Origin of the sequence: Methanosarcina sp. 1.H.A.2.2, from assembly GCF_000979975.1 — an archaeon.
Taxonomy (GTDB): Archaea; Halobacteriota; Methanosarcinia; order Methanosarcinales; family Methanosarcinaceae; genus Methanosarcina.
This window is the reverse complement of sequence record NZ_JJQL01000076.1, coordinates 26,982-53,139: the sequence shown is the minus strand read 5'-3', so window position 1 is coordinate 53,139 and position 26,158 is coordinate 26,982. Positions and strand designations below refer to the sequence as shown.

Here is a 26,158-nt window from a genome sequence, read left to right as displayed (position 1 = left end):
CATGGCTAAAATATGCAAGGTAGAAGCGATCATAAAACCCCTGAAACTGCATCAGGTAAAGGATGCCCTGGAAGAGGCCGGTTTTCCAAGCCTGACAGTTATCGATGTTAAAGGGCGTGGCCAGCAAAAAGGGATCGTGCAGCAATGGAGAGGCAAAAAATACTGCGTGGACCTTCTTCCAAAAACCAAAGTCGAAGTAGTTGTGGCGGAAGATAAGGTCGAAGAAATCATACAGTTGATCCAGAGCACGGCCTATACTGGAGAAATAGGAGATGGAAAAATCTTCGTAATACCTATTGAAACCGTAGTCCGGATAAGAACCGGAGAACGGAATGGAGATGCTCTTTAACCAGGCACCTCTTTTTTTCCATTTTAACCTAATTAATTCTCAAATACTGAAACGATTCAAGGAATAAGGCAAGATACCATGATGACCGAATTCAAATCCGAAACTCCTACCTTTGAGATTCCCCGCGGATACAGCATGCCTGTAATTAATTTATATTTCTGGGTAGGACTGGTTTCCGCAATCCTGCTAAGAGGTATAATCATAGCTGACCACTACAGTGTTTTCTGGGGAAAGGCAATATGGTATCTTGGAGTCGCAGGTTACCTCTGGTTCTTCACACACAGATACCATATTGCAAAACGAAGGTTTAGTGTGGTTAAAGACCTGAGCCTGCTTGAAAAGGTAAGGGCCAGACAGAAACTTTCAGAAAAAGATCTTGAAGGAATGGAATATCTGCTATGGAGCCTTTCCGTATCAAAAGAGCGTGCAAATTACCTTGTAATTTCAGTGTTCTCAGTAATAGCAATTGCCCTGTCCCTGAGCCTTGACCTGGGAATCCTGAAACTCTGAAAAAGAGTTTCCTAACTCTGAAAAAGATTTTCCTAACTCTGAAAAAGATTTTCCTTACACAGGAATCTTTCAATACTTTTTTCGTAACTATACCCTGAATAATTACCTTTTTTATAATCGTTACCTTTTTTAAATCGTAATCTCGCAGAGAGTAAGGGTTTAGGCAAGGATTAAATTAAAAGAATTTGAAGAGGAACCTCTTACCCCCATAAAAGATTCCTCCTATGGCGAACGAAGAAGGTCCAAAACTCCGTTTCACCACAATTCATCGCGATTTCTGATTTTTGTCCATTCCCATTTGTCTTTAGTATTCATTCCTGACATCCATAATAGTTATGGAAGAAATTCAGCCTTAAGAGTATATCACCAGGCCTTAGAATTGCGAATTATTCCATAATTGAAAGTCATGCATGAGATATGAAGTATGACCCCCGTCAACCTCAGTCACGTATGCTTGGCTTAATTGTCAGGTAGAAAGTAATATTGAAACCACTGATATATAAAATTCACCGATATTTGTAATCATTGATCATGAACTATCGGAAGAAAATTAGAGGTAAATAGCAGGAAAAAGGTCAAGCAGAAATTAGAAAAAAGTGTCTTGAAACCCAATTTTATCTAAATAAATTTAAGTTTTGAAAATTTATAAAAAAGAAAATTAATTATATAAAATTAAAGAGAAGGGAGGAATCGGATTTTATTTTTTCCCGAGTTCCTTTGAGCGTTCACTTGCCCTTATAACGGCATTCATAAAGGCAGCCCTTATTCCGGCTTCTTCAAGTGCGTGAACCCCCTGAATAGTAGTTCCGGCAGGAGAGGTAACCATATCTTTGAGTTCTCCGGGGTGCATGCCTGTTTCAAGCACCATTTTTGCGGCTCCGAGCACAGTCTGGGCTGCAAGAGCAAGGGCGCTCTTTCTATCCATCCCCTCAAGGACAGCCCCATCAGCCATTGCTTCAATAACCGGGAAAATGAACGCAGGTCCGCTGCCCGAAAGCCCTGTAACTGCATCCATCAGAGATTCCGGCACCTGGACGGCTGTGCCAACCGCAGAAAAGATCTCAAGGGCAGCTTTCAGATCATCAGGAGTGGCATTCTTTCCTGGGGAAATTCCTGAAGCAGCTTCAGAAACTGTCGCTGCTATGTTTGGCATCACGCGCACAACCCGAGTGCCTTCGAGGAGAGCAGCTTCGTAGGTGGAGATAGGTACTCCTGCAGCAATTGATATTAAGAGTTTTTCTGAAGTTATATCATTCCTCATATTTGCGAGCACCGAGCCCAGGGTCTGGGGTTTTACTGCAAGGATAAGAATATCCGAATCCCGGACGATATCAGCGTTGTTCGTTGACACCCTGATTCCCAGTTTTGCCTGCAGCTCTTTCAAAAAGGGCTCGTATACATCACTTGCACCTATATTTTCAGGCTTTACGATTCCGGCTTTAATGATGCCCTGCATGAGAGCAGAGCCCATTTTTCCTGCTCCTATGAATCCTATTTTTTGATCTGTCATATATGAAATCTCCTTATTTCCAGAAAATAATTGTAAATTAACTTTAAATTTGAAATGAACTGCTTCCGAAGCTCACCTGCAAGAGGTTAATTTCAAAGCATACCTGCATTTATTGCCTGTTGAAGCTTCGGAAACTCAATAGCACCGGTTAGACTCCCCGGATCGATAATACTGTTTCCAGGACCAGAGGAGATCCGGGAAATCTTCCTGAGCCCTATGGATTTAGTTTAACTCTTCCAGTATGCCGATATTTTCTTTCTTTATAACATTATCATAATTATTATGGCCCAGAATATTTTCAATTTGATCTGTGTGGGCTCCTTTGATTTTGATAAGTTCTTCGGAGTTATAGTCTGTGATTCCTTTTGCAAAGACCCTGCCTTCACACTCGAGTTTCACGACGTCTCCCCTATCAAAAGTTCCCTCAATACCCACAATGCCTGCCGGAAGGAGGCTGTTTTTTCCCAGAACAGCAGCTTTCGCCCCGGCGTCCACACGGACAGTTCCTGAGGCCCTGGCAAGAATAATCCAGCGGGCGCGGTTTTTCTGAATATGCCTTTCAGCAAGGAAGAGAGTTCCGATATCTTCTCCGGAGAGAATCTTCAGGATAATATCCTCTATTTCACTGTTTGCGATTACGACATAGCAGCCTGCCATGCTGCAGATCTTTGCAGCTTTTATCTTGGTCCGCATTCCCCCCACACCCTTGAAGCTTGTAGGGTCACCCCCGTAGCTCTCAATTTCAGGTGTGATCTTTTTTACGAGGGTCAGCAGTCTTGCATCACTATGCGTTTTTGGGTTCTTGTCAAAGAGGCCGTCAATGTCCGAAAGGATGATCAGTAGATCGGCATCAATTTTGCTTGCAACCATTGCAGAGAGTTTGTCATTGTCCCCGAATATTGCTTCAATCTCGTTTGTACAGGTACAGTCGTTTTCGTTTATTATCGGGACGACACCATACTCCAGAAGGGTTGAAATGCTGTTTCTCAGGTTAAGGTAGGTTACGCGATCGGAATAGAATTCGTAGGTAAGAAGTATCTGGGCTACTTTCATCCCGTACCTGGAAAAAGCCTTGATCCAGTCCTGCATCAGTATGCTCTGCCCCACAGCTGCAGCTGCCTGTCTTATAGGGATCTCACGGGGTTTAGGGGCTATGCCCATCTCGTTAAGCCCGACGCCTATTGCTCCCGAACTTACAAGGATTACTTCTTTTCCCTGTTTTCGCAGCTCGGATACCTGAGCTGCGATGCTTTCCATGAAGGCCGGGTCAATGTTGCAGTTTTCCTTTGTATGGTCACAGCCTTTTCTGGTGATCGAAGAAGTTCCAATCTTAATAACGATTTTATTAACATCACGGAAGAATTGTTCTCTATCTGTCAATGGAAGTGCCTCTTAAGGTTATTTGGAAAATGGCTGCAGACGATCTCAGCCGCAGCCGGGATTTCCGGTTTTTGCACTTAACCTGCGCTGGTATTTCAATTCAAATATATAAACATATCATAAATATTCAAGGATGTATTAATTCACATCCTTGAACTTAAGGTCAAGCTTCCTGTGAGTATAAGGTTTTGCGTTTTCTCCTGCATAGTCGGCAACAACCTGACCTTTACCCATAAGAATATACTTGTAAATCAGCAGCCCTTCCATGCCAACAGGTCCACGGGAGTGAATCTTGTTCGTACTGATTCCTACCTCCGCGCCTTTTCCATAACGGTAGCCGTCCGCAAAACGGGTAGAGGCGTTCACCATAACGCTTGAAGAGTCAACAAGCCCTATGAACTCTTTCCTTCTGGAAGCATTTTCCGTGATTATTCCATCGGTGTGGTGGGAGCCGAAGGTGTTTATATGGCCAATTGCTTCTTTTATGGTATCTACGAGCTTTATTGAAAGGATAAGGTCGTTATATTCAAGACTCCAGTCCTCTTCGGTAGCCCTTGAGAGAGGAGAAAGCCCCTTTTCTGCAAGCAGAGAATAGCTGTCCTCGTCACAGCGCAGTTGCACTCCGGCCTCTATGTACATTTCTGCCATCTTCGGGAGGAAAGCTTCCGCAATCCCGCGGTTTATAAGAAGAGTTTCAATAGCGTTGCATACTGCAGGGTACTGGACCTTAGCATCAAAACAGACCTTCCAGGCTGTGTCCAGATCTGCAAACTCATCTACATAGATATGGCAGATCCCGCTTGTGTGCCCGAGTACCGGGATTTTTGTATTATCCTGAATGAACTTGACAAACTCATTGGAGCCTCTGGGGATCAGGAGATCTACATACGCATCAAGGCTCAGAAGGCTCATGATCTCTTCTCTGGTTTCCATTAGCTGGAAGGCTCCTTTCGGCATACCCTCGGTGGATTCTATGGCTTTTACAAGAATTTCGAAAATTGTGCGGTTTGACTCCCTGGCTTCACTTCCGCCTTTGAAAATAGTTGCATTTCCGCTCTTCAGACAAAGAGACATTACCTGAGGCACCACATCAGGCCGGGATTCAAAAATTACTCCTATCAGGCCTATAGGGCAGCTAACCTGATAGAGGACCAGATCATTGTCCAGTTCGAGTGTGGAAAGAGTATCCCCTACAGGGTCTTTGAGCCTTATTACATCCCTGATTCCTGCGATCATCCCGTCGACCTTTGAGTCAGTGACCTTAAGCCTATCTACAAGGGCCTGGGTGAGCTTCCCGGCGGTTTTTAGTCCGGCTGCATATTCAAGGTCCTTTAAATTTGCCTCAAGGATAGATTTTCTTTCTCTATCCAGAGCTTCTGCCATAGCCTCAAGAGCCCTGTTTTTTACCTCTTCGCTTACATCGGAAAGCTCAATTGAAGCTTTTTTTGCCTTAATCACTTTAGTTTCAATATCTTTAGCCATATATTCACCGTCTTTATGTAATAACCCTGAACGCTTCAACAGGATAAGCTGGTAACATGCTCTTTAACCGAATCCAATTTATTGAACCAGACTTACCGGGTCAAAGATCTACTTAAGATATAATACTTAAAATGTAATTTATTGAGATTATAAGAGGAAGAACTAAATCAATAGAATATTTGATTTTTTTTTCATGCATGAAGATGAAAAAAGAATCAAGAGAGTCCTATGATAAATATTTTTGTATGCCGTCTCGGTATATGATATGGCAAGGTTCTAAATAAAAGATACCATTTAGCGAAGTAATTTTTGGTCCCTGTGACAGAATCAAATAGTTCTGTTTATATCATTCTTCTTTTATTCAATTTATAACGATATTTATGGGGTTTATATAAATCCGCTTGAAGCTGGAATATTTCCTGATTTCATAATTAGCCCGGAGAAATATCTCCATTCATGCTGAAATTGGGAATTAAAAAATGTAGTTTACAGGACCAACAAGAGAATCTTATATTACTAAAAATAAAAAAACTCGTTTCTTAAATAACTCAACTAAATAGGATTTAAGGTAAAGTTCTCCTGTTATCAAAATATTATTTCAAAACGAATATATATACGATGCATATAACTATAGAATATGCGGCTTCATTTCATGGAAGCGCATACGATATCTTGAAAAAAGAAATTGTAGAACCCCCTGTAATTTTTGAGCATATTTTGCAAAGAAAGAAGGCGGACAAATATTAAGGCCTCGAAACTGGCCATTTTTAACATTATTATTTAACATTATTATATATGATGAGGATGCCATATCCGCCTGGAAAATCATGGTCATCCACTAAGCCGTTTCATAAACAAAGTTTATTATAGGGGTAGATCTATATCGAAATGGGGATAACTTCAGTTGATTGGTGGTGTGTAAAAAATGAAATCATTCGCGTTAGTCCGGGCAGACGACTCGGATAAAGTAAAAATAGCATTACATGACCTAGAACGATACGGACATATTCAATTTTCAGCGACTCCGAAATGTATTGAACCAAACTATGCTGATGAGCTTCTTGTAAATGTAATGGGTGTATCACTCAAGTCAAAATGCAACTCTGCAGCCCTTGTGGAGTTGAATAATCACGCTGGAGCGGCTATTAGCAGGTTGAAGAAAATTCATCCCCCTGCGCATATAATTATTATCAGTCCAAGGCATAAAATGTTTGAAGAGCTGGCTGGCAAATTTCAAAAATATCCGGAATTTGACAGGACATTCAATCATCAAAAAAACCCGCAAAGTATGGATTTGATTCCGGATAACGCAGAATCATCCAATCCAATGCATAAAGAATAATACTTCCTCTTTTTAAGGCTAGAATACAAATTAACTTTTATTTTTTTCTTTTTCTGAAATAGGTCGAGAAAAAGGAAACTCTCTTTTTTATATAGCTGATTTTTTGCAGACTTATATAGCTGATTTTTTGCAGAATTATATAGCTGATTTTTTGCAGGATTTTTGTCCAGGTTCTATTCCATCTAATTATTATTTTTATTATACAGTTTTCCCTTTCAGATCAGTTTTCCCCTTTTTGATTGGTTCATACTTTTGGAGTGTTCAGGCGGTCCATTAGTTTCGAGTCTCATATTTCATATTCCTGATTGAAAGATGAGCCCGTCTTTGACCTTAGCTTGGAAATGTAAGTATACAGGCTTTCCACATCTTTAATTTCTTTCTGCGTTAATAGTTTCAGTTTATTCCGGATCTGGAGTTCAGGCTTTACTCCAAAGTTATCAAAGTATTCTGAAAGTTTGGCGGCAAGCAGGTCACCTCTCCGATCCCAGTCCGTGAGTATGATTATCTCGCAGCCGAGTTTCGCGATTCTCTCTGAAAAATTAAAAAGAGATTGGTGGGTTGCAAGTTCAAAGCTGCCTTCAATACCGAGTCGCTTCATGGAAATAATATCTCTTTTTCCTTCAACAATAATCACTGCCCCTCTTTCAGAGTGCTCTGAAAGTTCTGCGATCAGTTCTTCTATCCTTTCCAGCCGTTTTCTGTATATTTCAATATCAGTCACGTTACTCTGCAACCTTTTTCGTTAAACAATAGGTATAATTTGAAAGCCGTTTCCCGCAGTCCTGTCTTTATCCTTTTAAAAGGGCTCCAAAAACCGAAACTGCCCGTTGATAGGAAACCCCTTTTACCAGTAAGGACTTCTTGCTGCTTGTAGCTCCGCTGTTTATCTGGATATCCGAACTGCTGATCCCGAAGAGTTTGGCGAGGCTCTCAATAAGTTGTTCATTTGCTTTTCCTTTCTGGGCGTTTTTTGTAAGTTTTACTTCGATTCTCTTGCGCCATTCATTATAGCCGCTGGGGACGGAAAGTGACCTGGAACCCGGGGTAACTTCAATATCAATAATAATACCGGAATCCAGAGCTTTTATTGCCTCTTCGAAGGACATATGTGTCATCATTTTGAATGTATATATATAAATGAGTAACTAGACAACTGACAAATGGTCGCAATAATCATCGATCAATAAAAATAGCCCGAAACGAATTAAGCTATAATCAAAAACGGGCTGAAAGACAGCCGGAATCAGCTAATTAAGGAATGATAAAATTCAGCTAATTAAGGAATGATAAAATATAACTTCAAATTTTCAGTTCGGGAATTGCTCTATAGTTCCATTTCCCCAAATAATCATTCTTGGCAACAAAAATCCTTGGCATTATATTTGAATCGTTCCTAAATATGCATTTCTAAATTATGTGCTAAAGTTATTAAAAGTGAGTTTTATGAAAATAGATTTGTGTAAATATGAGTTTTATAAAAATGGATTTTAGATTTGTGTAAATATGAGTTTTATAAAAATGGATTTGTGTAAATATAAGTTTTATAAAAATAGATTCGTGTAAAATAGTGCTGTAGCCCGGACGCACTAACTCCGAAAGTTCATCCTCTGGTTTTCCGCAGTCCCTTTCAGTTACCCTCGTGCCGAGCAGTGTCACACTATTGATGTACCGCATTGGGGTTGTCTATACACTCATAGTTAGGATTTACCATTATCTCATGCAAGGACCTATACAATGCGACATGTGACTATATATATTTCCTAACTTATAAATATGCCGGTAAGAATGACCCTCGTCATGCATATATAATTGAGGACAACCGCTTAAAATATAAGAATAAATATTCTGGCATTTCCCAATCAGAGAAAAATGTACGGGCAGCACAAAAGGAGCATAAGGAAAAGTTATATATGATGTATATGTTTGGTCTTTCATTAATTGAGCACAGGCGTTTGATGAGCAGCAGGGGTGCGTATATATGTACGGCACTGAACAGATAATTCCCGGAACAATCATTGCAGGTCCCGAACTGGATCCCATAGTTGGGTACATCTGTGTACGAAACGGGATTATCACGGAAATTGGAGAAGAGCACACATATTCTGCAAATATAATAGCGCCCTGTTTTGTCAATGCCCACACCCATCTCGGAGATTCAGTTTGCAAAGACCCTCCCCTGGGAAACACTACCGGTTTTCGGGTAAAGAGAGACCTTGATTCCCTGGTAAAGCCGCCGGATGGACTAAAACACAGAATTCTCAGGGAAACTTCTTATAAAACACTTATCGAGTACATTAGAAAGTCTCTATTAGATATGATTGCGACAGGGACCTGTGCTTTTGCGGATTTTAGAGAAGGGGGGGTTGTAGGAATTGCAGCCCTGAATAAAGCTCTTGAGGGGTTGGAATTGCATTCCCTTATATTTGGTAGACCCACAGAACCTCAGCTTCCTCTGGGAGTGGTGCTTGCCGAAGTAAGAAGGGTTTTATTGAATTCCGATGGGCTTGGAATGAGCGGAGCAAATGATCTCAATATGGAACTCTTGCAGGAGATTATAGCCTGCACACGAGATCGAAAAAAGCTCTTTGCAATTCATGCAGGGGAAAAGAGCAGAAGTGACATTGAAAAAGCCCTCTCTCTGGAGCCCGACTTGTTGATCCATCTAACACAAGCCACAAAAAAAGACCTTGATGAAGTCGCTCAGACAGAAGTTCCAGTTGTTGTCTGCCCGAGATCAAACTTCGTAACAGGAGTAGGAATGGCACCGATAGCTGAAATGCTAGAGGCTGGAATTCGGGTGGCAGCAGGTACAGACAATGTAATGTTAAACTCTGTAAATATGTTTGCTGAAATGGAATTTATGTCCAAAGTCTTTTCGATCGAAGATAGGCAAGTATTTAAAATTTGCACACTTAATGGTTCTTTTGTAATGGGGCCAGACTCCACGGGGTCGATAGAAAAGGGGAATAAAGCTAATTTGATGGTCCTGAATGGGAGTTCAAATAATCTGGCCGGGATAAAGGACCCTATAAGTGGAATCACAAAAAGGGCAAGACCTGACGATATATTAGCGGTGCTTCATTCGTAAAGCAAATGGAGAGCGAGACATGACGAGCGAATTTTACCGGAACATAGTAATTGCAACAGACGGATCTGAGAATACCAAGAAGGCAATTTCTTACGGAATTGAGATTGCAAAACTCAGTGGGGCTACGGTTCACGCACTTTACGTAGTGGACACATCTTCTTTTTCGTCAATACCAATGGATGCCGGATGGGAAGCAATGTACGAAATCCTGAAAAAAGAGGGGGAAAAGGCAGTCTCTGAAGTGAAGAGACAAGGAGAGATTGCAGGCGTGGATGTAAATGAGGTACTTGAGGAAGGGCACCCGAGTAATGCGATTCTTGAGTTCGCAGAGAATAACAATGCTGACCTGGTAATTATGGGGACACTTGGAAAAACCGGGCTTGACAGATTCCTCATGGGAAGCGTTGCAGAAAAGGTGGTCAGAGGCTCAAAAGTTCCGGTAATGGTCGTTCGTAGTGTAGAAACAAGCTGATATTGCTATCAACTGGAAGCCTTTTGAAGAAGAAGTGATAAACAAAAAAATCCAGGATTCAGAGGACAACACAGGTGTAAATCATATGCCAAAAAACATCTTCATAGAAGATATAATGGTAAGGGACGTCGCATGCGCGACCTTGCCAGGTTCCAGGGACGAGGTTCTTAAAATTCTTAAGAATAAACATATATCGGGAGTCCCGGTACTCAAGGATTCCAAAGTAGTAGGAATCGTGACCCGGACAAACCTGTTACAAAACCCTGAAGAAGAACAGCTGGCCCTTCTTATGACACGAGATCCGATCACCATATCCCCTGGATCGGACCTGCAGACGGCCGCACGCCTGCTTCTGCAGCACGGTATCAGAAGACTTCCGGTCGTCGATGGTGGAAAACTTGTGGGACTTGTTACGGTTGCAGATGTCGTGGGCACAATTGCGGATATGAATATCGATATTCCTATCAAGGACTATGTGGAAAAGGAAGTAGTTGCAATCTACAGTGAAACGCCTTTACCTGTTGTAGCCAGGATCATGGAACTTGCCAGTGTCAAAGCCGTTCCGGTGCTCGATGCTGCCCTGGAACTCATAGGGATAATCTCGGACAGGGACGTTATCTCTGCAAGTGTTATTGAAGACAGTGTGGAGATGTCTGATATGTCCGCAGGCCAGGATGATGATGCGTGGACCTGGGAGTCAATGCGGGATACCATGAGCATCTACTACAGCGTTTCCAGGATCAAGGTTCCAAATCTGATTGGAAGTGATGTCATGATCCGGGAACCGATCACAGCTACCTACATTGCATCTGTCAGTGACTGCGCAAGAAAAATGAAACGTAACAGGATCGACCAGATACCAATCATTAATTCAAACCGCAAACTTCAGGGCCTCTTAAGAGACCACGATCTCCTGAAGCCCCTGATTGAATCGGAATAAACCAGGTTGAAATGCCGGACTGAAAACAGTTTTGAGCCAGGTCAGAAATAGTTCAAGCTCCTGCTCAAACTTATTTCAGTCTAAAAATAAAAACAACCTGAAAAATCCGGAAAGAAAAACAGACTTAAAGTAAAGTGCCAGGTCTATTCCATAATTCTAATGCTGAAAGGCTACTTTTAGACAAAGTGCCTCTCAATTTAATACTTTTTTCAGGAGCCATAACATGGACAGACCCTTCATTTTTATAAACTCTGCTATGTCAGCTGACGGCAAGCTCTCAACAAAAGAGAGGAAGCAAGTAAAGATCTCCGGAAAACTCGATTTTGAGCGAGTGGATGAACTCAGAGCTCAGGCAGATGCAATCATGGTAGGGATAGGAACCGTACTTGCCGATGATCCCAGCTTGACTGTAAAATCTCTTGAAAGGAAAGCCGCCAGAAAAATCGCCGGAAAAAACGAAAATCCGGTAAGGATTATTGTGGACAGTGCCGCAAGAACTCCTCTGGATGCCGATATATTCAAAAAAGGAGACGGGCTCAGGATAATTGCTGTTTCAAATTCAGCCTCTGCAGATAATATCAAAAGCCTCGAAGAAAAAGCTCTGGTCATTAAAACAGGAGCCCTTAAAGTTGACCTTGGAGAGCTGGCGGCAAAATTAAAGGAAATGGGCATAAACACCCTCATGGTCGAAGGAGGCGCGACCCTGAACTGGGGTATGCTCTCTGCAGGCCTTGTTGATGAGGTCTATACTTTCGTTGGAAACCTCATCATAGGAGGAAAAACAGCCCCGACTTTTACGGATGGGGAAGGTTTCACAGAAGCCGAACTCTTTGGACTTGAATTGCTTTCGGCTGAAAAAATTGAAGAAGGTATACTTCTTAAGTGGAAGGTTAAAGGTAAAAGAAACTGAAATTTTCCTTCCTTTCTTTTCCTTTTTTCTTCTCTTACTATTTTATCAAAAGTCTGTCTTTTTTATCTAAAAATGAACTTTTTAGCCATTTTTATTTGGCATGAAAGTAATGTGATTTGAAAAGTACTTTCATTTCTTTGTGCCTGTTATTTTGAAGAATTTCATGTTTGTTTTTTTAAATTCTATTACCTTGACGAGCTCGTTCCCCGGATTAAAGCAGTTCCGCTGGTTACCTGTCCGATTCATACCTGAGTTTTTTCATTTCAAGCCCGCTGCTGCAGTATACAAAAACTTCCAGTTCGCATTCCCCTTTAAGGAATTCCCGCATTCTGCGGTCATATATACTCTGGACGTGTTTTAAGTGGTTCTTCCTGAAATGAGTTCCCACAACTTCGAAAAAGTCAATCATCTGTTTGAGATAAGCTTCTTCATAAACCCTGGTCTCCTTTGCAATTGCTTCACACGTCAAATTGCCGAGTTCTGAATTATAGCTTCCATGCTCGTTTAAGCCGCTTATCTGCCGCCAGTCTACTTTTCCTGTTTCATCGGCTTCCCTGTGAAGCATATGGGGATATACCCTGCAGATTGAAGGGCGGCTCTCATAAATTCTGCACCTCTTATTTTCCAGGAAAATACAGGAACCATCAGGTTTTGTTTTCAGGGCATAGCCTGAAACGTAGAACCTGCCGTTCTGGTCGCAAAACTCGTAATATGGGGCAGGAGTGATGGCATCCGGATCGATTTGCTTTATTATTTCCAGATCTGAATCAAGCAGAAATACATGGTCGTTAAACTCTTTAGTGCAGCAGCGGGCGCAGAGTTCACAGCTGAATCCCAGTTCTTTGATTATGCCGACAAATTCAGAGTCCGGGAAGCTTTTTAAGTCCCTAAGTTCTTCTCGCACTTCGGCAAGCCTGGTTTCAATAGGATTATTTTTTACGGAAATCACCTTTTCAGAAAAGAATAATGAGGCATTTGTACTTTTATTCGTTTATTCCTTCTATTTATCTATTCCTGCTATTCATAAAACCTCAGCAGGAAACCCCAGGGTCTTTAATTAAGGGGTAGTTGACCCTTTTTCTGGTATCATTTAAGGTATCTGTACAGTTTCAAGTGGATCTATACGCATTTTCCAGAGGTCGAATTATTTATATCTTACGCATATCTCCACATTTTATGCCTGGATTTCGGGCAATGTCCATAACATTTAATTACTAGCATTTCTCTCTATAATAAACTCAAGGCTTGATGAAACTCATAATTCCTTACTTTCAGGCTTCAAGGAATATCAAACATTCCAATTAAGATCATTGAGATATCATCGATTTGACAGATCCTCGAATCAAAATACCTTTTTGCTGAAACATTGCGAAAGGAAAAAGCTGCGGCAAACAGCAGTGGTCGGCGATAAGGCAAATATGTTATGTGAATAAATCACTTATAAAATGGATCTATACGCATTTTCCAGAGGTCGAATTATTTATATCTTACGCATATCTCCACATTTTATGCCTGGATTTCGGCCAATGTCCGTAACATTTAATTACTAGCATTTCTCTTTATGATAAACCCAAGGCTTGATGAAACTCATAATTTCTTACTTTCAGGCTTCAAGGAATATCAAACATTCCAATTAAGATCATTGAAATATTACCGATTTGACAGATTCTCGAATCAAAATACCTTTTTGCTGAAACACTGCTGAAGGAAAAAATCCGCGGCAAACAGCAGTGGTCGGCGATAAGGCAAATATGGTATGTGAATAAATCACTTATAAATTTAAGCAAATACAGAATATATTTAAATCAAAATTAACGAGGAATGATAATGGGCAAAACCGGCAGCATTGATTGGGTAAAGGTAAAAGGCAGAAAAGGCAGAGTAATTAAGGTTCCGAAATCGAAAGCTCAGAAAGCACACCCCGGACCTTCACAGCGCTTCACCTCTTCAGGTCATAAAAGGCGCTTCATAAGAAGATCTGCAAAAGCCCTTGTAAAGTGATTTTAAGGGCTTTTCTATTTTACCATTTTTTTTAGTTCTATATTTTAAGTTACTTCATAGTCTTTTTTAAATCCGTTAATCCGGGCTATTTTACTCCAGGTAGCCAGATTTCTAAATGGTGTTTTAAATTCGCTGCTCTAACAGCTGATGCTTTAAACAAATAACTTAAAGCTGAGAAAATACCTGAAACAACCTGGAAGATATCTGAAACAACCATAAAACAATCTTTATAATCTGCCCTAAGTAACCTCTTCCAGGGGATATCTTCAAAATCAAAGCCTGAGGGCAAGATATGCGATGCTTACACCCAGAAGGCAGAGCATAACATTTAGAAAGATATTGAGAAAAAATGAAACGTTTTTCCCATCCTCAAGCAACTTGAAAGTCTCGTAGGCAAAGGTGGAGAAGGTTGTAAAGGAGCCAAGAATTCCTATGTTTAACAGATATACCATGGATTCGGGCTCAGAGGAAAAAGTTAAGAGTGCAAGCACTATGCTACCCAGAAGGTTTACTGTCAGGGTCCCTGCCGGGATATTCCGGATTTTTGGCACGCGGCTTGAAACCGTATAGCGGAGAGATGCCCCTATAAAACCTCCAGTGCCTATTAAAAAGAGTTCTCCGATGCCCGAAACTGGAAACATTTCTCAGATCTCCTTGCTTGAGAGGGCTTTTATAACACTCCTACCGAAGAATACGCCTGTAAGGGTAAGAAAGATATTGGCACTGATATTTCCAAGGGCTGGAATGAAAGGCATGCTGAAAGACTGGACTGCAAATGTGGAAAAAGTTGTAAATGCTCCCATAAACCCTGTGCCAAATGCAATCCTCCCTTTAGGACCTATGAAACCCAGGTACTCAGTGTCGTACATTATCATGCCCAGCATGAAACTCCCAAGTACGTTTACAGATAGGATGCCAAGCTGCCCTTCCACAAGTTCGCAGAGCAAAAATCGACAAACGGCTCCAAGAAAGCCGCCAACTCCTATTAGAAAAATCTTATCCATTTCTTTATCTGGAGAGGGCATTTTTTTCACTTATTTTATCTAAAAATTGGAGTAAGGGACGGTTTTTTCCAGTCCCAATAGCCCGTGGTAGTATAAAATTTTATTCATTTCCAGAGAGTGAAAAAATACAAAAAGCTAGCCGTATCCGTTCTGTATATCAATTTCACTCGACCTGGAAGACATCCATTTCCTTCACTCGATCAGGAAAACATTCACTTCCTGTCCTTCCTCATAGCCTTCCACGTTCTCAGGAACCAGCACGTAACCGTCAGCCTTTGCAACCGAGCTCAGGACTCCTGCCTTTCCCATAAGTGGGTGCACCTTATCGCCTTCAAAAACAACACGGATAAAATTAACATATCCTATTTTCGAACTTATTTTTGCAGCCAGGCGCTTTCTAAGGACAATTTCCGGAACTTCAGGGATCGAACCCAGTTTACGGATCCCGGGTCGGACAAAAAAGTATAGAGCAACAAGCCCGGCAACCGGGTAGCCTGGAAGGCAAACCACAGGAATTTTATCTATAATTCCAAGGGCTGTAGGCTTTCCAGGGCTGACTCCTACACCGTGTATAAGCAGTTTTCCCAGGGATTCGACAACCTCAGGGGAATGGTCTCTTTTACCAACCGAAGTCCCGCCTGAGAGGAGGATCATATCGGCGTCCAGATTTGCTTCCACCGCTTCTTTTATGCTCTCAGGATGGTCAGGCACGATCCCTGTATATCTGGGAATTCCGCCCCACCTGTTCACATAAAGGGCAGTCATAAGCCCGTTGGTCTCAAGCACCATTCCCGGTGGAGGGACTTCTCCGGCAGTCTCACGGCTTACCAGCTCGTCTCCTGTGGGGATAACCGCAACCACCGGTTTTCGGAAAACCTTCACCCTGTCCAGTCCAAGGGATGCAAGTACTGCAGCGTCACAGGGGCGAAGGAGATGCCCCTCCTCAAAAACCAGATCTTCTCTTTTTATGTCCTCTCCAATCTGCCCGACGTTCCTTCCTGGATAAACCTGAGCCCTGATTTCAACCAGGTCCCCGGCTGTAACAGTGTCCTCAACCATTACAACCGCATCGGCTCCTTCCGGCAGTGCGGCTCCGGTATGAACCCACATAGAAGTTCCTTCCTCTATACTGTCGGAAAGCTGTAAGAGCACGGGATTTGCAGGGGAAGCGCCCGGAGTATCGGATGCTCTGACAGCGTATCCGTCCATTGCAGCACGCCTGTAATGAGGGACATCTCTTCCGGAAACTACAGCCTCTGCAAGTACCCTGCCTGCACAGGCTTCAAGTGGTACTTCTTCTGTGTGCCTGAGAGGGGAAATGCTTTCAAGGAAAAGCCGTAAAGCTTCATCAACTGAAGTGCGTTCTTTAAATATTCTGCCCATATACTCGCCCCTTAAAAAAATTAGCCTCCTGAAACGGGAGGTAGAACTCCAATTTCATCCGAGTCCTTTAGAAGAGTATCAAGCCCTTCCAGGTGCCGGACATTGTTTCCGTTGACCAGGACATTAATTGAGCCGCAAAGGACCGGGGTCTCGCCTTTTTCATCACTTTTGTCATCGCTTTTTTCAAAAATAAGGTTTTTTAACTCCGGATGTTTGTCGGTGAGGGATAACAGGACATCAATGACCTTTTCTCCGGAAAGCAGGAGTTCTGGTGTGCCTGCTGCCTCACGCAGATTTGCAAATAACTTAATTTTTACTTCAGCCATGAGGAAGACTATTTCATCCTATTCCTTAAATATACCTATGCCTTATAAGGAACAGCCATCACCGGAAGGTTTGGGAAACAATGCAGCAAAGTCCAGATTCTGACCCCGTAAATTCACCGAAGCTCTCTGATAAAAAGTACAGGCTTTTCGGGCTTCTGATCGTTTTTTTTGCCCTCGCCCTCAGACTATTTGAGCTTGGAGAGAGGGTTTTTCATCATGATGAAAGCGTACACGGCAGTTTTACCCTCAAACTGCTTGAAACCGGGGATTACAGTTATAATCCAGCCTACCACGGTCCCTTTCTTTTCCATTCTACTGCAGCTGTCTTCCATTTCCTGGGAATAAACGATACAACAGCTCGCCTGGTCCCGGTCTTTTTCGGAGTGGCAACTATTCTGTTGCTCTTTTTGCTGAAGAAAGAATTGGGAAAAAGCGGAGTGCTCTGGGCAATGTTTCTGCTTGCATTTTCTCCAAGCATGGTCTACTTCTCAAGGTTCTTCAGAAATGATATGATAATTGTGTTTTGCACTCTGGCTGCTGTTACAGGTGTATTCCGCTATCTCGACAATATTCACAGCTCAAAGCGGTACCCTTACCTTATCCTGACAGCTTCCTCCCTTGCCATTGCCGTAACTGCAAAGGAAAATGCCTACGTTATCATACTTATATTCGGAGCCTATGCCGGGATGGGCTTACTATACTGGATTTATTCCACCTGGAAGAGAGAAAACCTGAGTTTGCAAAAGACCCTCCTCCGCAAAGCTTCGGTACTTTTACCCTTCCTCCCTGAAATTCTTCTTTCAGGGGCTCTCTCCATTTTCATTATAATGTTTTTTTATACAAGCCTTTTCAGGAACGATATTTCCCTTTTCTCAATCGTAGAAAGGGCTTTTACCCACTGGCTGGCAATGCACAGGATAGAGAGGATCGGAGGTCCATTTTATTATTATATCCCCATCCTTTTCAGATACGAGATTCCGGTTATACTCTTTGGGACTGCAGGATTTTTCCATTTTCTGAAAAGTAAAGGTCGAAATGTTCCATTTTTCCTTTTCCTCTGTTACTGGGCATTTACCAGCCTTCTGCTCTATTCCTACCTTCAGGAAAAAGTTCCCTGGCTTGTTGTACATATTGTCCTGCCCGTTGGAATCCTGGCAGGAGCTTATCTGGGAGAACTATTTTCCCGAAATACTGAATCTGTAATGCCGGAACAGGAGCTTCTGGAAGGAAATCTAAGCCCTCTGACAGGGTCGAAACCGTCTTTCCGGGCAAAACATCCCGGAAAAGCCCGTACTTTAACAGCAGGAATTCTGGCGCTCGCCCTGCTAATCTCTCTGGGCCAGTGTATCTCGGTAAATTACTACAGGAGCATGGAGCCGGCAGAGCTGATGACGTATACACAGGCTTCTCCGGATATTCGGGAGCTCATGGAAAAGATAGAAGGTTTAGACCGAAGGCCTGAAAGTCTAAGGCTTTATGTGGTTGACCCGAATAAGTTGTACTGGCCTCTGCCCTGGTACCTGGAGGACTATGAAAAAGTGGGGTATTCTTCAAAACCTCCTGCAAGCAGTAAGTACGATGCTATTATTGTGCCCATGTCCTATGATATGTACAGGGAAATCTCTGCAGAAGAGTACTCCTCTTACAACTTTACCCTGCGCCCCGGGAGGGATTTCACCCTCTATTATAAGAAGAAACTTGAAATGAACGGATAAACCCCATATACAGAGAAGAAAGTGCTGGAGAACACAAATAATATGTAAAAAGGGGAGAGTTCTATAAATGGGGGCTGGTTATGGACAAAATATTCTCTCTGGCAAATAATCTTGCAGGAAGAAACTCCTCTCAAGGAAGCAGCAACGAAGAGAGAGAAGAAAAGGAAAAAAGAAAAGATAAACAGCTGGAAAAGGTTTCTGAAAAGGGAGAAGAATTACCTGATTCGCTTGAAGGGTTTCCGGAAGCTGGTCCTCCATCCGAACAGATCGTCGAAATTTTTGAGCGTTGCCTCTGGATAACAATTAAAGAACTTATGACCAGAGAGGTAGTAACAATCCAGGAAGACACTCCTCTGGAAGAAGTCTTTTCGCTTTTTGGGAAGCTTCCCTACCATACTTTCCCGGTAGTGAATAAGAATAATGAGCTTGTGGGAATTATTGATCTTGATATCGTTCTTGAAATCTTGCTTTTGTGTCTGGTTCCCAGAGCAAAACATACCCCTCTTACAGCTATAAGGTCTCTTGGAGGAAAAGCGGGAGACGTAATGATTACGCATCCTGTGACAATTTCTCTTAACGCTACACTCAAAGACGCTTCGGATCTTATGATGAAGCACAGGTTTGACCGCGTATGCGTCAGCGAAAATGGAAAACTGGCAGGAATTATCTCCAAGAAAGATCTCGTAAAGGAGATTTGTAGAAGAAGAAAGAAGGAAAGAATAGGGGACGAAAAAAGAAAAGGATGAAAGCAGGAAAATTAAATTGAGGGATAAAACAGAGACTAAAGTAGAGGGGATAAATCCGGAAAATTAAATCGAGAGATTAAACGGGGAACAAAACAGAGGGATAAAGCCGGAAACGGAAATTGAGAGATTAAACGGAGAACAAAACAGAGGGATAAAGCTGGAAACGGAAATTGAGATCTAAAAAGCTCTGGATAAGTCCTGAGAAAAAGGAGTTTGGGGTAAAAAAGCAAAGAGTGGGGGACTAACAGCAGTGAGTGCTCTGTTTCAGATACTATTCCTGATTTTCAGTGTGAAAATTCTGGGTGAGGTGGCAGAAAGAGTAGGTGTCCCCTCAGTCATGGGAGAAATTCTGGCAGGTATCTTACTTGGAGTGCTTTTTCTTAACGTAGAAACCGGAGTAATTACTTTCTTTGCCCAGCTTGGGGCTATTTTTCTGCTTTTCACTGCAGGATATAAAGAAGTGAGCTTAAGGGACCTGAAACCTGCAGCGCTGGCTGCCCTTGTTCCTACACTTTTTCAGGTCGCCTTTGCCTTTGCTTTCGGTTTCTGGCTTGGAAAAATCTTTGATTTCAGTTTTCTTCAAAGCCTCTTTATGGCAGTTGCTTTCAGCCCTACAAGCATAGGAGTGGTGCTCAGAGCCCTTATAGACCTGAACTACCTTTCCAGCAGGCCAGGGACAGTAATACTCTCCTCGGCAATCCTGGACGATATTATAGGGATATTTCTGCTCTCTGTGGTGGTTACCTTTTCCCGTTTTCACCGCGTGCCTTCAGTTCTGGGCGTTCTTACGATTGCAGGAAAAATTCTGCTCTTTCTGCTGATTATGTATATCCTCGGAAAGTATCTTTTTCCCAGGCTTTTTGTCTATGCTCAGAAAATGCATGCAAAAGAAGCAGTATTTTCCTTTGTGGTCATGGTAGCCCTTTTTTCTGCCTATCTTGCAGAGTTTTTTGAGCTTCATGCAACAATAGGAGCGTTCATAGGAGGGATCTTAATTTCGGAAATTCCCCTTGCCAAAATCCAGGACGTGCAGAGCAAAGTAGAAGGACTGGCTTACGGGATTTTGATCCCTCTTTTTTTTGCATTTATAGGCCTTTCAATTGACCTGTCCACCCTGGGAAACACAGGCATTTTTGCCCTCCTGGTTGTCCTCTTTGCCCTCTCAGGAAAGCTAATAGGGGGTTTCATAGGGTCAAAAGCCATAGGTTTCGATTTTTATGAAAGCCTTATCTTCGGGATAGGAGTCATGCCCAGGGCAGGGGTAGAACTTGTGGTACTGACCATAGGCAGGGAACTGGAGATTATCAACCAGGAAATATTTTCGGGGATAGTGCTTATGGTGGTTGTATCCATTCTGGTTTCACCTCCGCTTTTGAAGTTTGCGATTAAAACTGAAAGAAAAAAGAAAACCGATGATAGGATAAGGGCCTGACTGCTTAATTCTGGGATTCGGAACAGGGGAATGACTTTTCGGAACAGGGGAATGACTTTTCGGAACAGGGGAATAACTTTTCGGAACAGGGGAATGACTGTTTTTATTCGGAAAAAGGAACATGGACATTACTGCTTGAATCAGAGAGCCGGACAAACTCAATTCACTTTTTGATCAGTGGGCTCTCCTTGCGTTCAGGTACTTTACAATCTCCATCGAGATGAGTGTGGTGGAAGCTAAAGCCAGTATGATTCCCCACTCAGAAAGTGAAAGGGGAACTGTCCCGAAAGCAAATTGAAGGAACGGGACGTAAACCACCATCAACTGCAGAATCACTGTGGTCAGGACAGCGTAGACCAGAGGCTTGTTTGTAAAAAGTCCCAGTGAAAAAACCGAATACCTGTCCGAACGCCAGTTGAAGGCGTTGAACATCTCTGAAAAGACCACAAGTGTGAAGATCATAGTTTGCAGTTTCGAAATGGGAAAACCGCTGTCCAGAGCCCAGACTAAAACTATCAGTGCTTGTGAGGCTATAAGCCCTCCCAGCCCCAGTCCGGCAGCGATTTCACGGCGGGTGATAAGCCCTTCTTCAACGTTCCTCGGCTTCTGTTTCATAAGCCCCCTGTCAGGAGGTTCAACAGAAAGAGCCATAGGAGGGAGACCATCTGTAATCAGATTGATCCACAGGATCTGTACGGCAAGCAAAGGCAGGATCTGCCAGCCCAGAATTGCTATGAGGACGATCAGGACTTCCCCTATATGGGCTGTGAGTCCGTAGGTGATGAAATTTTTGATATTTTTAAATATATTTCGTCCTTCTTCAACTGCCGAGACAATGGACGCAAAGTTATCATCGGTCAGGATCATGCTTGAGGCTTCTTTGCTCACATCAGTGCCTGTAATGCCCATTGCTATGCCCATATCCGAAGCTTTCAGGGCAGGAGCATCATTTACCCCGTCTCCGGTCATCGCCACAACATGGCCCTTCTTTTTTAGAGCTTCTACTACCCTCAGTTTATGGGCAGGGTAGACCCGGGCGTAAACCGAGACCCTTTCAACTTTGTCTTCAAATTCACTCTCTTCAAGGCTGTCAAGTTCAGAACCAGTAAGTGTAAGGTCGTTTTCTTTCAAAATCCTGAGTTCTCGCGCAATTGCAGCTGCTGTAACCTTATGGTCTCCTGTTATCATTACAGTCTTGATGCCGGCATCCTCACAGGTTTTGATTGCAGCTTTCACTTCTTCCCTGGGAGGGTCTCTCATGCCAATTAACCCTGAAAAGACCATGTCTTCTTCGATCTTCTCTACAGGGATTTCCCCGAACGAAACTTTTTCGGGAGAAAAGTTTTCTTCAAGCGGGCGGAAAGAAATGGCCATAACCCGCAGCGCCTGATCAGCAAGCTCCTTAACCTGCTCGGAGATCTCCTGTTCGTGCTCGGGGGTTAAAGCTTTCATTTCGCCGTTGAGGAAAGTCTTCGTACACGAGGCAAGGATGACCTCTGGAGCCCCTTTTGAAAAAGTCACAAGCTCGGAATCAAAAAAGTTACCCGGATTATCCTCCAGTTTATTGAAGGTAGTCATTCTCTTACTTTCGGAAGAGAAAGGGATTTCTCCAAGCCGCGGATATTTCCGGTCAAGCTCGGATTTTTCAAATCCAGCCTTTGCCGCAGCGACCACAAGAGCTGCTTCTGTCGGGTCTCCTGTAATTTTCCATCCGTCTTCTTCTTTATGAAGGTTTGAATCGTTGCAGAGAGCAGCCCCAAGCAAAAGAATCCGAAGATGTGTATTGTCCTCCGGTACTTCTGAATCTCCTTTTTGAAATTTTCCCTCAGGGTTATACCCGTTTCCTGTGACCTTGAGGGTCTGCCCGTTAACATATATCTTTTCAACCGTCATTTTGTTCTGAGTAAGTGTGCCCGTCTTGTCAGAACAGATAACATCTGTAGCACCTAGCGTTTCTACGGAAGGCAGTTTTCTTACAAGGGCATGCCTTTTGACCATGCGCCTTACTCCAAGCCCGAGCCCTACTGTCACAACCGCAGGAAGGGCTTCAGGGATAGCGGCAACTGCAAGCGCAACACCCCAGAGAAACATGTCAAGAGGGGGAAAGCCGGAAAATACACCGAGCACTGCAACAAAAGCTACAATTACAAGAGTTGCCCCGCCAATCAATCTGCCGAATTTATCAAGGCTTTCCTGCAGAGGGGTTCTGGACCTTTCTATTGTCCCGAGAAGCCCGGCAAGTTCTCCAAAAGAGGTTTTCATGCCAGTTGCCGTGACAACAGCCCTTCCTCTTCCATAGGCAACTGCAGTCCCTGCATAGACCATGTTCTTCCTGTCAGCTCCTGGGGTGTCTGCAGGCAGGGAACCGGTAATTTTCTGGACAGGCACGGATTCCCCGGTGAGCGAGGATTCGTCCACTTTAAGGTTGAACTCTTTACTTATCCTGGCATCTGCAGGAATGCGGTCCCCGGTTTGAAGCAGAATAATGTCCCCGGGAACCAGTTCTGTTGAGGGGATTTTTTTTTCGGTCCCATTTCTTATTACAACTGCTTCCGGAGACGTCAGGGATTTGAGAAGCTCAATTGCTTTTTCAGCTCTGTACTCCTGCACAAAACCGAGAACTCCAGCAAGAAAAACCGTAAATAAAATCACTATTGCATCAATGGTTTCCCCAAGTAAAGCCGAAACAATGGAAGCAATTATCAGGATAAATATTAAAATACTTTTAAATTGTGAGAGAAAGAGGCGAAAGACAGAGATTTCTTCTTTTTCTTTAAGTTCGTTTTTCCCATACTCTTCCAGTCTTTTTTCAGCTTCTCCGGAGCTCAGCCCTTCCTCTGATGTCTTCAGCTCCTCAAAAACCGAGCTAATTTTCTGATCGTAGTACAACCCTGACCCTCATCTTTTTGTAACCCGATAGCTCTGCACTCAGTATGTACTGTGCTATAATATAAATGAGTTTAATGTATATATAGCGGTTAGACATATCGATATGCAAAGGGGTAGTTTACGTAATTTGCAGTTCTACAAAACCGTTCCTTGAAAAAAGATGTGGGGTCTATCTATTTCTCTAGAATCTATCTGTTTCTCTATATCGAAATTGCAAGGTTGTAAATGCCAATTCTCAAAAATTGACTTAAAAATTTAACGAACAGAGGGAAAAATATACATGAAGATAGTAATCATCGGAAGCGGACTTGCCGGTTTGTCAGCAGGTTACAGGCTCTGTAAATCTAACGAAGTAATCGTTTTTGAAAAAGATCCGGATATTGGAGGAATGGCAGCAAGCTACTGTCTGGAACACTCCGAAAAAAAATACTTTATTGAAAGGTACTACCACCATATATTCAGGAGCGATTCGGAACTTCTTGCCCTTATAAGGGAACTTGGGCTTGAAAAGCAGATGCTATGGCTGGAAGCAAAAAACGCCTATTTCGTGGATGGTAAGAACTATCCTATGAACACCCCTGTTGAGATCTTACACTTTAGCCCTCTTTCTATTCTTGACCTGGTAAAACTTGGCCTGCTGGTCTTCAGGATAAGACTGATTAAAGACACGGCGCCCTATGATCAAATAAAGGCAAAGGACTGGATCCTCGATACTGCAGGAAAGTCGGTGTATGAAAACTTTTTTGCTCCCCTGATGAAAAGCAAATTCGGAGACAATGCTGAAAACGTTTCTGCTGCCTGGCTAATCGGGCGAGTGAAAATAAGGTCGGATAGGGGAAAAGAAGGAGAGAAACTGGGGTACATGAGAGGAGGTTTTAACTCCCTTATAGAAGCTCTGGCAGGGGAAATAACTGCAAATGGGGGAGAGATTCAAACAACTAAGGAAGTAACGGAAATTGTGATCAAAGGCAATTCCGTACAGGGAGTGGTAGTTGGCGGGGATTTTATAGCCTGCGATGCAGTTATTTCAACTGTAGAACCAATGGCACTGGACGCAATCACCGGAGGCAAGCTTGGAGCCCTGCATAATTCCTTACAAAATATCCGTTATCAAGGGACTGCGTGCGCTTTGATCGGGCTTGACAGAAAGCTTATGGAAGATGGGAATTACTGGTTGAACATAAAAGCCGATGTGCCTTTTGGAGCCGTAATCGAGCACACTAATTATTTGCCTTTTGAAGATTATGGTGAGCATCTGGTCTATGTGACGTCCTATTTCCAGGACGAAAAAAGTGCTCTCTGGACGCAAAAAGAAGAACAGGTCATTGATTCTTATCTGAGAGGGCTCGAAAAAATGTTTCCCGGATTCTCAAGAGAAGAGGTTCACTGGACGAAACTCTACCGTAGAATAGATACCGCTCCTGTATACGAACAGGGATACCTTAAAAATGTGCTTCCTTTTGCTGCAGGCCCATCCGGACTTTACCTTGCAGGTATGTTCTCATCAACCAACTATCCGGAAAGGAGTATGAATGGCTCGGTAAAAGCCGGGTTTGAATCGGCTGAACTGCTGATACAAGAAAAAGGAAATTAAACTCAGGTAAATGCTAAGTTAAAATATTCATTAAGTTTATGGTCTATATCCGGTTGAGGGAGCTATTTCAAATGCTTTTAACTAAAATAATTATCCAGAGCTAAGATCCAAAGCTAAGATCATTTTGACTCAAACAGTAATTCTGATTTGCTGCAGGTCCGAATGACTACTTTCACTCATTTTCAATTTTTCCATAATTGTTCACCAGAAAAGCCTTCGTTTCATCCATTCTGAGTGTATAATCGAGACCGAAGAAATTCCGTTATTACTGAAAATAATTGTCGAACAGCCTGTTTAGGGCGGGGTAGCCGCGTGCAATTTGATTTATCGGTACTTTACAAAGACCTCTTTCCAGGGCCTGGCTGGAGCTCGTGGGCATCTTCGTACTTCAGAACCTCCGGCCCGCCAACTCATGAATCCAGACCTCTTTAATATTTTCACCTCTAAAAAAGATCTCTTTAACCGCGACTCGTATTCACCCTATCCTGTCACGGGCATCCCCCTTTATGTGTTTACCTGTAAGAACCTGAGCCAGGGCTAAAGGTTCTGGCATCCCGGGTTTTCCATAACCTGAGAACTCATCCCCGCAGCATAATTGCTTTATTTTGCTTTTTACGCATCTCTTCAGGTTCACTCTGCATTGCGTACTTATCCACTCCCTCTATTTCCAGTAGCGTGGGTGAATCCCGCTGGGTATCCCGGATTTAAATAATAATCAAAATTATCAACCACGCCATCCCTGTATTTTCCGTCATTACTGCGGTTTATCTCGCCTTCTGTCAGGTCCGTTGGCAAATCTCCGGCTGCAGAACCGGACTTTTCCATACACTTTATCCAATCTATGTTTGCAGCCGGAAGTACAATAAATAGAATGAATACTAATAGCAGCAAAGCTCTCTTACCCATCAAATTAACTCTCCCCCCATCTATTTATATTTCGATTATTCTATTTCAATTATTCCTGTTTTTCTAAAAGAATGTTTAAAACCCTGGACTTCTCTAACTTTTTAGTTAAATTCGATACTTTAAAAGAAGAAGCTAAGGACCGGAGTTTTGAGGGCCTATATTTGCTATGTCGCCGATTC

25 protein-coding genes are annotated in these 26,158 nt (G+C 42.7%); 12 read left to right on the top strand and 13 right to left on the bottom strand.

What is annotated here, in order from left to right; genetic code table 11:
* The first annotated feature begins 1 nt into the window (after window position 1).
* Entirely contained in the window at window positions 2-349 is a 348-nt protein-coding gene (locus EO93_RS11575; RefSeq protein WP_048135925.1) for a P-II family nitrogen regulator, read from the top strand.
* Between the two features lie 78 nt (window positions 350-427).
* Window positions 428-859 carry a hypothetical protein gene (locus EO93_RS11570; protein ID WP_235283048.1) on the top strand — a complete coding sequence of 144 codons (432 nt, stop codon included), beginning with the start codon at window positions 428-430 and terminating at the stop codon, window positions 857-859.
* Between the two features lie 697 nt (window positions 860-1,556).
* On the opposite strand, the gene proC is transcribed toward EO93_RS11570, so the two are convergent.
* The 3 genes from proC to EO93_RS11555 all read right to left on the bottom strand — a co-directional run bounded on the left by proC (window position 1,557) and on the right by EO93_RS11555 (window position 5,231).
* Entirely contained in the window at window positions 1,557-2,369 is an 813-nt protein-coding gene (proC, locus tag EO93_RS11565; RefSeq protein ID WP_048140838.1) for a pyrroline-5-carboxylate reductase, read from the bottom strand.
* Between the two features lie 222 nt (window positions 2,370-2,591).
* Window positions 2,592-3,749 (bottom strand): glutamate 5-kinase, encoded by a 1,158-nt coding sequence (proB, locus tag EO93_RS11560; protein WP_048135921.1) that lies wholly within the window; start codon window positions 3,747-3,749, stop codon window positions 2,592-2,594.
* Window positions 3,750-3,887: 138 nt separating this feature from the next.
* A complete protein-coding gene (locus EO93_RS11555) occupies window positions 3,888-5,231 on the bottom strand; it encodes a glutamate-5-semialdehyde dehydrogenase (protein WP_048162652.1) in 1,344 nt (447 codons plus the stop codon).
* 925 nt (window positions 5,232-6,156) lie between these two features.
* Between EO93_RS11555 and EO93_RS11550 the strand changes: the two genes are divergently transcribed.
* A complete protein-coding gene (locus EO93_RS11550; RefSeq protein WP_048135917.1) occupies window positions 6,157-6,573 on the top strand; it encodes a DUF356 domain-containing protein in 417 nt (138 codons plus the stop codon).
* 286 nt (window positions 6,574-6,859) lie between these two features.
* Here EO93_RS11550 and EO93_RS11545 read toward each other — a convergent pair whose 3' ends face one another.
* On the bottom strand, window positions 6,860-7,294 hold the full coding sequence (locus EO93_RS11545; protein WP_048162651.1) for a toprim domain-containing protein: 435 nt from the start codon (window positions 7,292-7,294) through the stop codon (window positions 6,860-6,862).
* A 67-nt stretch (window positions 7,295-7,361) separates the two neighbouring features.
* Window positions 7,362-7,688, bottom strand: coding sequence for a DUF167 domain-containing protein (locus EO93_RS11540; protein WP_048162659.1), 327 nt, complete (start codon window positions 7,686-7,688; stop codon window positions 7,362-7,364).
* Window positions 7,689-8,551: 863 nt separating this feature from the next.
* Here EO93_RS11540 and EO93_RS11535 point away from each other — a divergent pair.
* The 4 genes from EO93_RS11535 (at window position 8,552) to EO93_RS11520 (ending at window position 11,983) form a co-directional block, all read left to right on the top strand.
* Complete coding sequence (locus EO93_RS11535; protein WP_048135912.1) at window positions 8,552-9,661, top strand: amidohydrolase family protein; 1,110 nt, start codon at window positions 8,552-8,554, stop codon at window positions 9,659-9,661.
* Window positions 9,662-9,680: 19 nt separating this feature from the next.
* Window positions 9,681-10,133 (top strand): universal stress protein, encoded by a 453-nt coding sequence (locus EO93_RS11530; RefSeq protein WP_048162650.1) that lies wholly within the window; start codon window positions 9,681-9,683, stop codon window positions 10,131-10,133.
* 85 nt (window positions 10,134-10,218) lie between these two features.
* A complete protein-coding gene (locus EO93_RS11525; RefSeq protein ID WP_048162658.1) occupies window positions 10,219-11,073 on the top strand; it encodes a CBS domain-containing protein in 855 nt (284 codons plus the stop codon).
* A 223-nt stretch (window positions 11,074-11,296) separates the two neighbouring features.
* Window positions 11,297-11,983 (top strand): 2,5-diamino-6-(ribosylamino)-4(3H)-pyrimidinone 5'-phosphate reductase, encoded by a 687-nt coding sequence (locus EO93_RS11520; RefSeq protein WP_048162649.1) that lies wholly within the window; start codon window positions 11,297-11,299, stop codon window positions 11,981-11,983.
* A 229-nt stretch (window positions 11,984-12,212) separates the two neighbouring features.
* Here EO93_RS11520 and EO93_RS11515 read toward each other — a convergent pair whose 3' ends face one another.
* Window positions 12,213-12,932: a YkgJ family cysteine cluster protein gene (locus EO93_RS11515; protein ID WP_048162648.1), complete on the bottom strand. Its 720-nt coding sequence runs from the start codon at window positions 12,930-12,932 to the stop codon at window positions 12,213-12,215.
* Window positions 12,933-13,810: 878 nt separating this feature from the next.
* Here EO93_RS11515 and EO93_RS17790 point away from each other — a divergent pair.
* Window positions 13,811-13,984, top strand: a complete 174-nt coding sequence (locus EO93_RS17790; protein WP_162197436.1) for a DUF5350 domain-containing protein — start codon at window positions 13,811-13,813, stop codon at window positions 13,982-13,984.
* 272 nt (window positions 13,985-14,256) lie between these two features.
* On the opposite strand, the gene crcB (EO93_RS11510) is transcribed toward EO93_RS17790, so the two are convergent.
* The 4 genes from crcB (EO93_RS11510) to EO93_RS11495 form a co-directional block, all read right to left on the bottom strand.
* Window positions 14,257-14,625: a fluoride efflux transporter CrcB gene (gene crcB / locus EO93_RS11510; protein WP_048162647.1), complete on the bottom strand. Its 369-nt coding sequence runs from the start codon at window positions 14,623-14,625 to the stop codon at window positions 14,257-14,259.
* A 3-nt stretch (window positions 14,626-14,628) separates the two neighbouring features.
* Entirely contained in the window at window positions 14,629-15,009 is a 381-nt protein-coding gene (crcB, locus tag EO93_RS11505; protein ID WP_048162646.1) for a fluoride efflux transporter CrcB, read from the bottom strand.
* 171 nt (window positions 15,010-15,180) lie between these two features.
* The gene (gene glp, locus EO93_RS11500) at window positions 15,181-16,371 is read right to left on the bottom strand and encodes a gephyrin-like molybdotransferase Glp (protein ID WP_048162645.1); all 1,191 of its coding nucleotides are present in this window, start codon (window positions 16,369-16,371) and stop codon (window positions 15,181-15,183) included.
* Between the two features lie 20 nt (window positions 16,372-16,391).
* Entirely contained in the window at window positions 16,392-16,697 is a 306-nt protein-coding gene (locus EO93_RS11495; protein ID WP_048162644.1) for a ubiquitin-like small modifier protein 1, read from the bottom strand.
* A gap of 80 nt (window positions 16,698-16,777) precedes the next feature.
* Here EO93_RS11495 and EO93_RS11490 point away from each other — a divergent pair, with 80 nt between their 5' ends.
* The 3 genes from EO93_RS11490 (at window position 16,778) to EO93_RS11480 (ending at window position 20,590) form a co-directional block, all read left to right on the top strand.
* A complete protein-coding gene (locus tag EO93_RS11490) occupies window positions 16,778-18,412 on the top strand; it encodes a flippase activity-associated protein Agl23 (RefSeq protein WP_048162643.1) in 1,635 nt (544 codons plus the stop codon).
* Between the two features lie 80 nt (window positions 18,413-18,492).
* A complete protein-coding gene (locus EO93_RS11485) occupies window positions 18,493-19,158 on the top strand; it encodes an HPP family protein (protein WP_048162642.1) in 666 nt (221 codons plus the stop codon).
* A gap of 250 nt (window positions 19,159-19,408) precedes the next feature.
* On the top strand, window positions 19,409-20,590 hold the full coding sequence (locus EO93_RS11480) for a cation:proton antiporter (RefSeq protein WP_048162641.1): 1,182 nt from the start codon (window positions 19,409-19,411) through the stop codon (window positions 20,588-20,590).
* A 174-nt stretch (window positions 20,591-20,764) separates the two neighbouring features.
* On the opposite strand, the gene EO93_RS11475 is transcribed toward EO93_RS11480, so the two are convergent.
* Complete coding sequence (locus EO93_RS11475; RefSeq protein ID WP_048162640.1) at window positions 20,765-23,479, bottom strand: calcium-translocating P-type ATPase, SERCA-type; 2,715 nt, start codon at window positions 23,477-23,479, stop codon at window positions 20,765-20,767.
* A gap of 280 nt (window positions 23,480-23,759) precedes the next feature.
* Between EO93_RS11475 and EO93_RS11470 the strand changes: the two genes are divergently transcribed.
* Window positions 23,760-25,073, top strand: a complete 1,314-nt coding sequence (locus EO93_RS11470) for an NAD(P)/FAD-dependent oxidoreductase (protein WP_048162639.1) — start codon at window positions 23,760-23,762, stop codon at window positions 25,071-25,073.
* Window positions 25,074-25,548: 475 nt separating this feature from the next.
* On the opposite strand, the gene EO93_RS17545 is transcribed toward EO93_RS11470, so the two are convergent.
* Window positions 25,549-25,707: a hypothetical protein gene (locus EO93_RS17545; protein WP_156161308.1), complete on the bottom strand. Its 159-nt coding sequence runs from the start codon at window positions 25,705-25,707 to the stop codon at window positions 25,549-25,551.
* Between the two features lie 14 nt (window positions 25,708-25,721).
* Window positions 25,722-25,979: a hypothetical protein gene (locus EO93_RS11465; protein WP_048162638.1), complete on the bottom strand. Its 258-nt coding sequence runs from the start codon at window positions 25,977-25,979 to the stop codon at window positions 25,722-25,724.
* Window positions 25,980-26,158 lie beyond the last annotated feature (179 nt).

What these genes read in the sequence shown, in the direction of transcription:
- EO93_RS17790 (WP_162197436.1), top strand. Translation starts at nt 13,811, where the DNA reads ATGGGCAAAACCGGCAGCATTGATTGGGTAAAGGTAAAAGGCAGAAAA.
- EO93_RS11530 (WP_048162650.1), top strand. Translation starts at nt 9,681, where the DNA reads ATGACGAGCGAATTTTACCGGAACATAGTAATTGCAACAGACGGATCT.
- EO93_RS11535 (WP_048135912.1), top strand. Translation starts at nt 8,552, where the DNA reads ATGTACGGCACTGAACAGATAATTCCCGGAACAATCATTGCAGGTCCC.
- EO93_RS11550 (WP_048135917.1), top strand. Translation starts at nt 6,157, where the DNA reads ATGAAATCATTCGCGTTAGTCCGGGCAGACGACTCGGATAAAGTAAAA.
- EO93_RS11520 (WP_048162649.1), top strand. Translation starts at nt 11,297, where the DNA reads ATGGACAGACCCTTCATTTTTATAAACTCTGCTATGTCAGCTGACGGC.
- EO93_RS11485 (WP_048162642.1), top strand. Translation starts at nt 18,493, where the DNA reads ATGGACAAAATATTCTCTCTGGCAAATAATCTTGCAGGAAGAAACTCC.
- crcB (WP_048162647.1), bottom strand. Translation starts at nt 14,625, where the DNA reads ATGTTTCCAGTTTCGGGCATCGGAGAACTCTTTTTAATAGGCACTGGA.
- EO93_RS11490 (WP_048162643.1), top strand. Translation starts at nt 16,778, where the DNA reads ATGCAGCAAAGTCCAGATTCTGACCCCGTAAATTCACCGAAGCTCTCT.
- glp (WP_048162645.1), bottom strand. Translation starts at nt 16,371, where the DNA reads ATGGGCAGAATATTTAAAGAACGCACTTCAGTTGATGAAGCTTTACGG.
- EO93_RS11540 (WP_048162659.1), bottom strand. Translation starts at nt 7,688, where the DNA reads ATGACACATATGTCCTTCGAAGAGGCAATAAAAGCTCTGGATTCCGGT.
- EO93_RS11555 (WP_048162652.1), bottom strand. Translation starts at nt 5,231, where the DNA reads ATGGCTAAAGATATTGAAACTAAAGTGATTAAGGCAAAAAAAGCTTCA.
- proC (WP_048140838.1), bottom strand. Translation starts at nt 2,369, where the DNA reads ATGACAGATCAAAAAATAGGATTCATAGGAGCAGGAAAAATGGGCTCT.
- EO93_RS11495 (WP_048162644.1), bottom strand. Translation starts at nt 16,697, where the DNA reads ATGGCTGAAGTAAAAATTAAGTTATTTGCAAATCTGCGTGAGGCAGCA.
- EO93_RS11575 (WP_048135925.1), top strand. Translation starts at nt 2, where the DNA reads ATGGCTAAAATATGCAAGGTAGAAGCGATCATAAAACCCCTGAAACTG.
- EO93_RS11525 (WP_048162658.1), top strand. Translation starts at nt 10,219, where the DNA reads ATGCCAAAAAACATCTTCATAGAAGATATAATGGTAAGGGACGTCGCA.
- crcB (WP_048162646.1), bottom strand. Translation starts at nt 15,009, where the DNA reads ATGCCCTCTCCAGATAAAGAAATGGATAAGATTTTTCTAATAGGAGTT.
- EO93_RS11470 (WP_048162639.1), top strand. Translation starts at nt 23,760, where the DNA reads ATGAAGATAGTAATCATCGGAAGCGGACTTGCCGGTTTGTCAGCAGGT.
- EO93_RS11570 (WP_235283048.1), top strand. Translation starts at nt 428, where the DNA reads ATGATGACCGAATTCAAATCCGAAACTCCTACCTTTGAGATTCCCCGC.
- EO93_RS11465 (WP_048162638.1), bottom strand. Translation starts at nt 25,979, where the DNA reads ATGGGTAAGAGAGCTTTGCTGCTATTAGTATTCATTCTATTTATTGTA.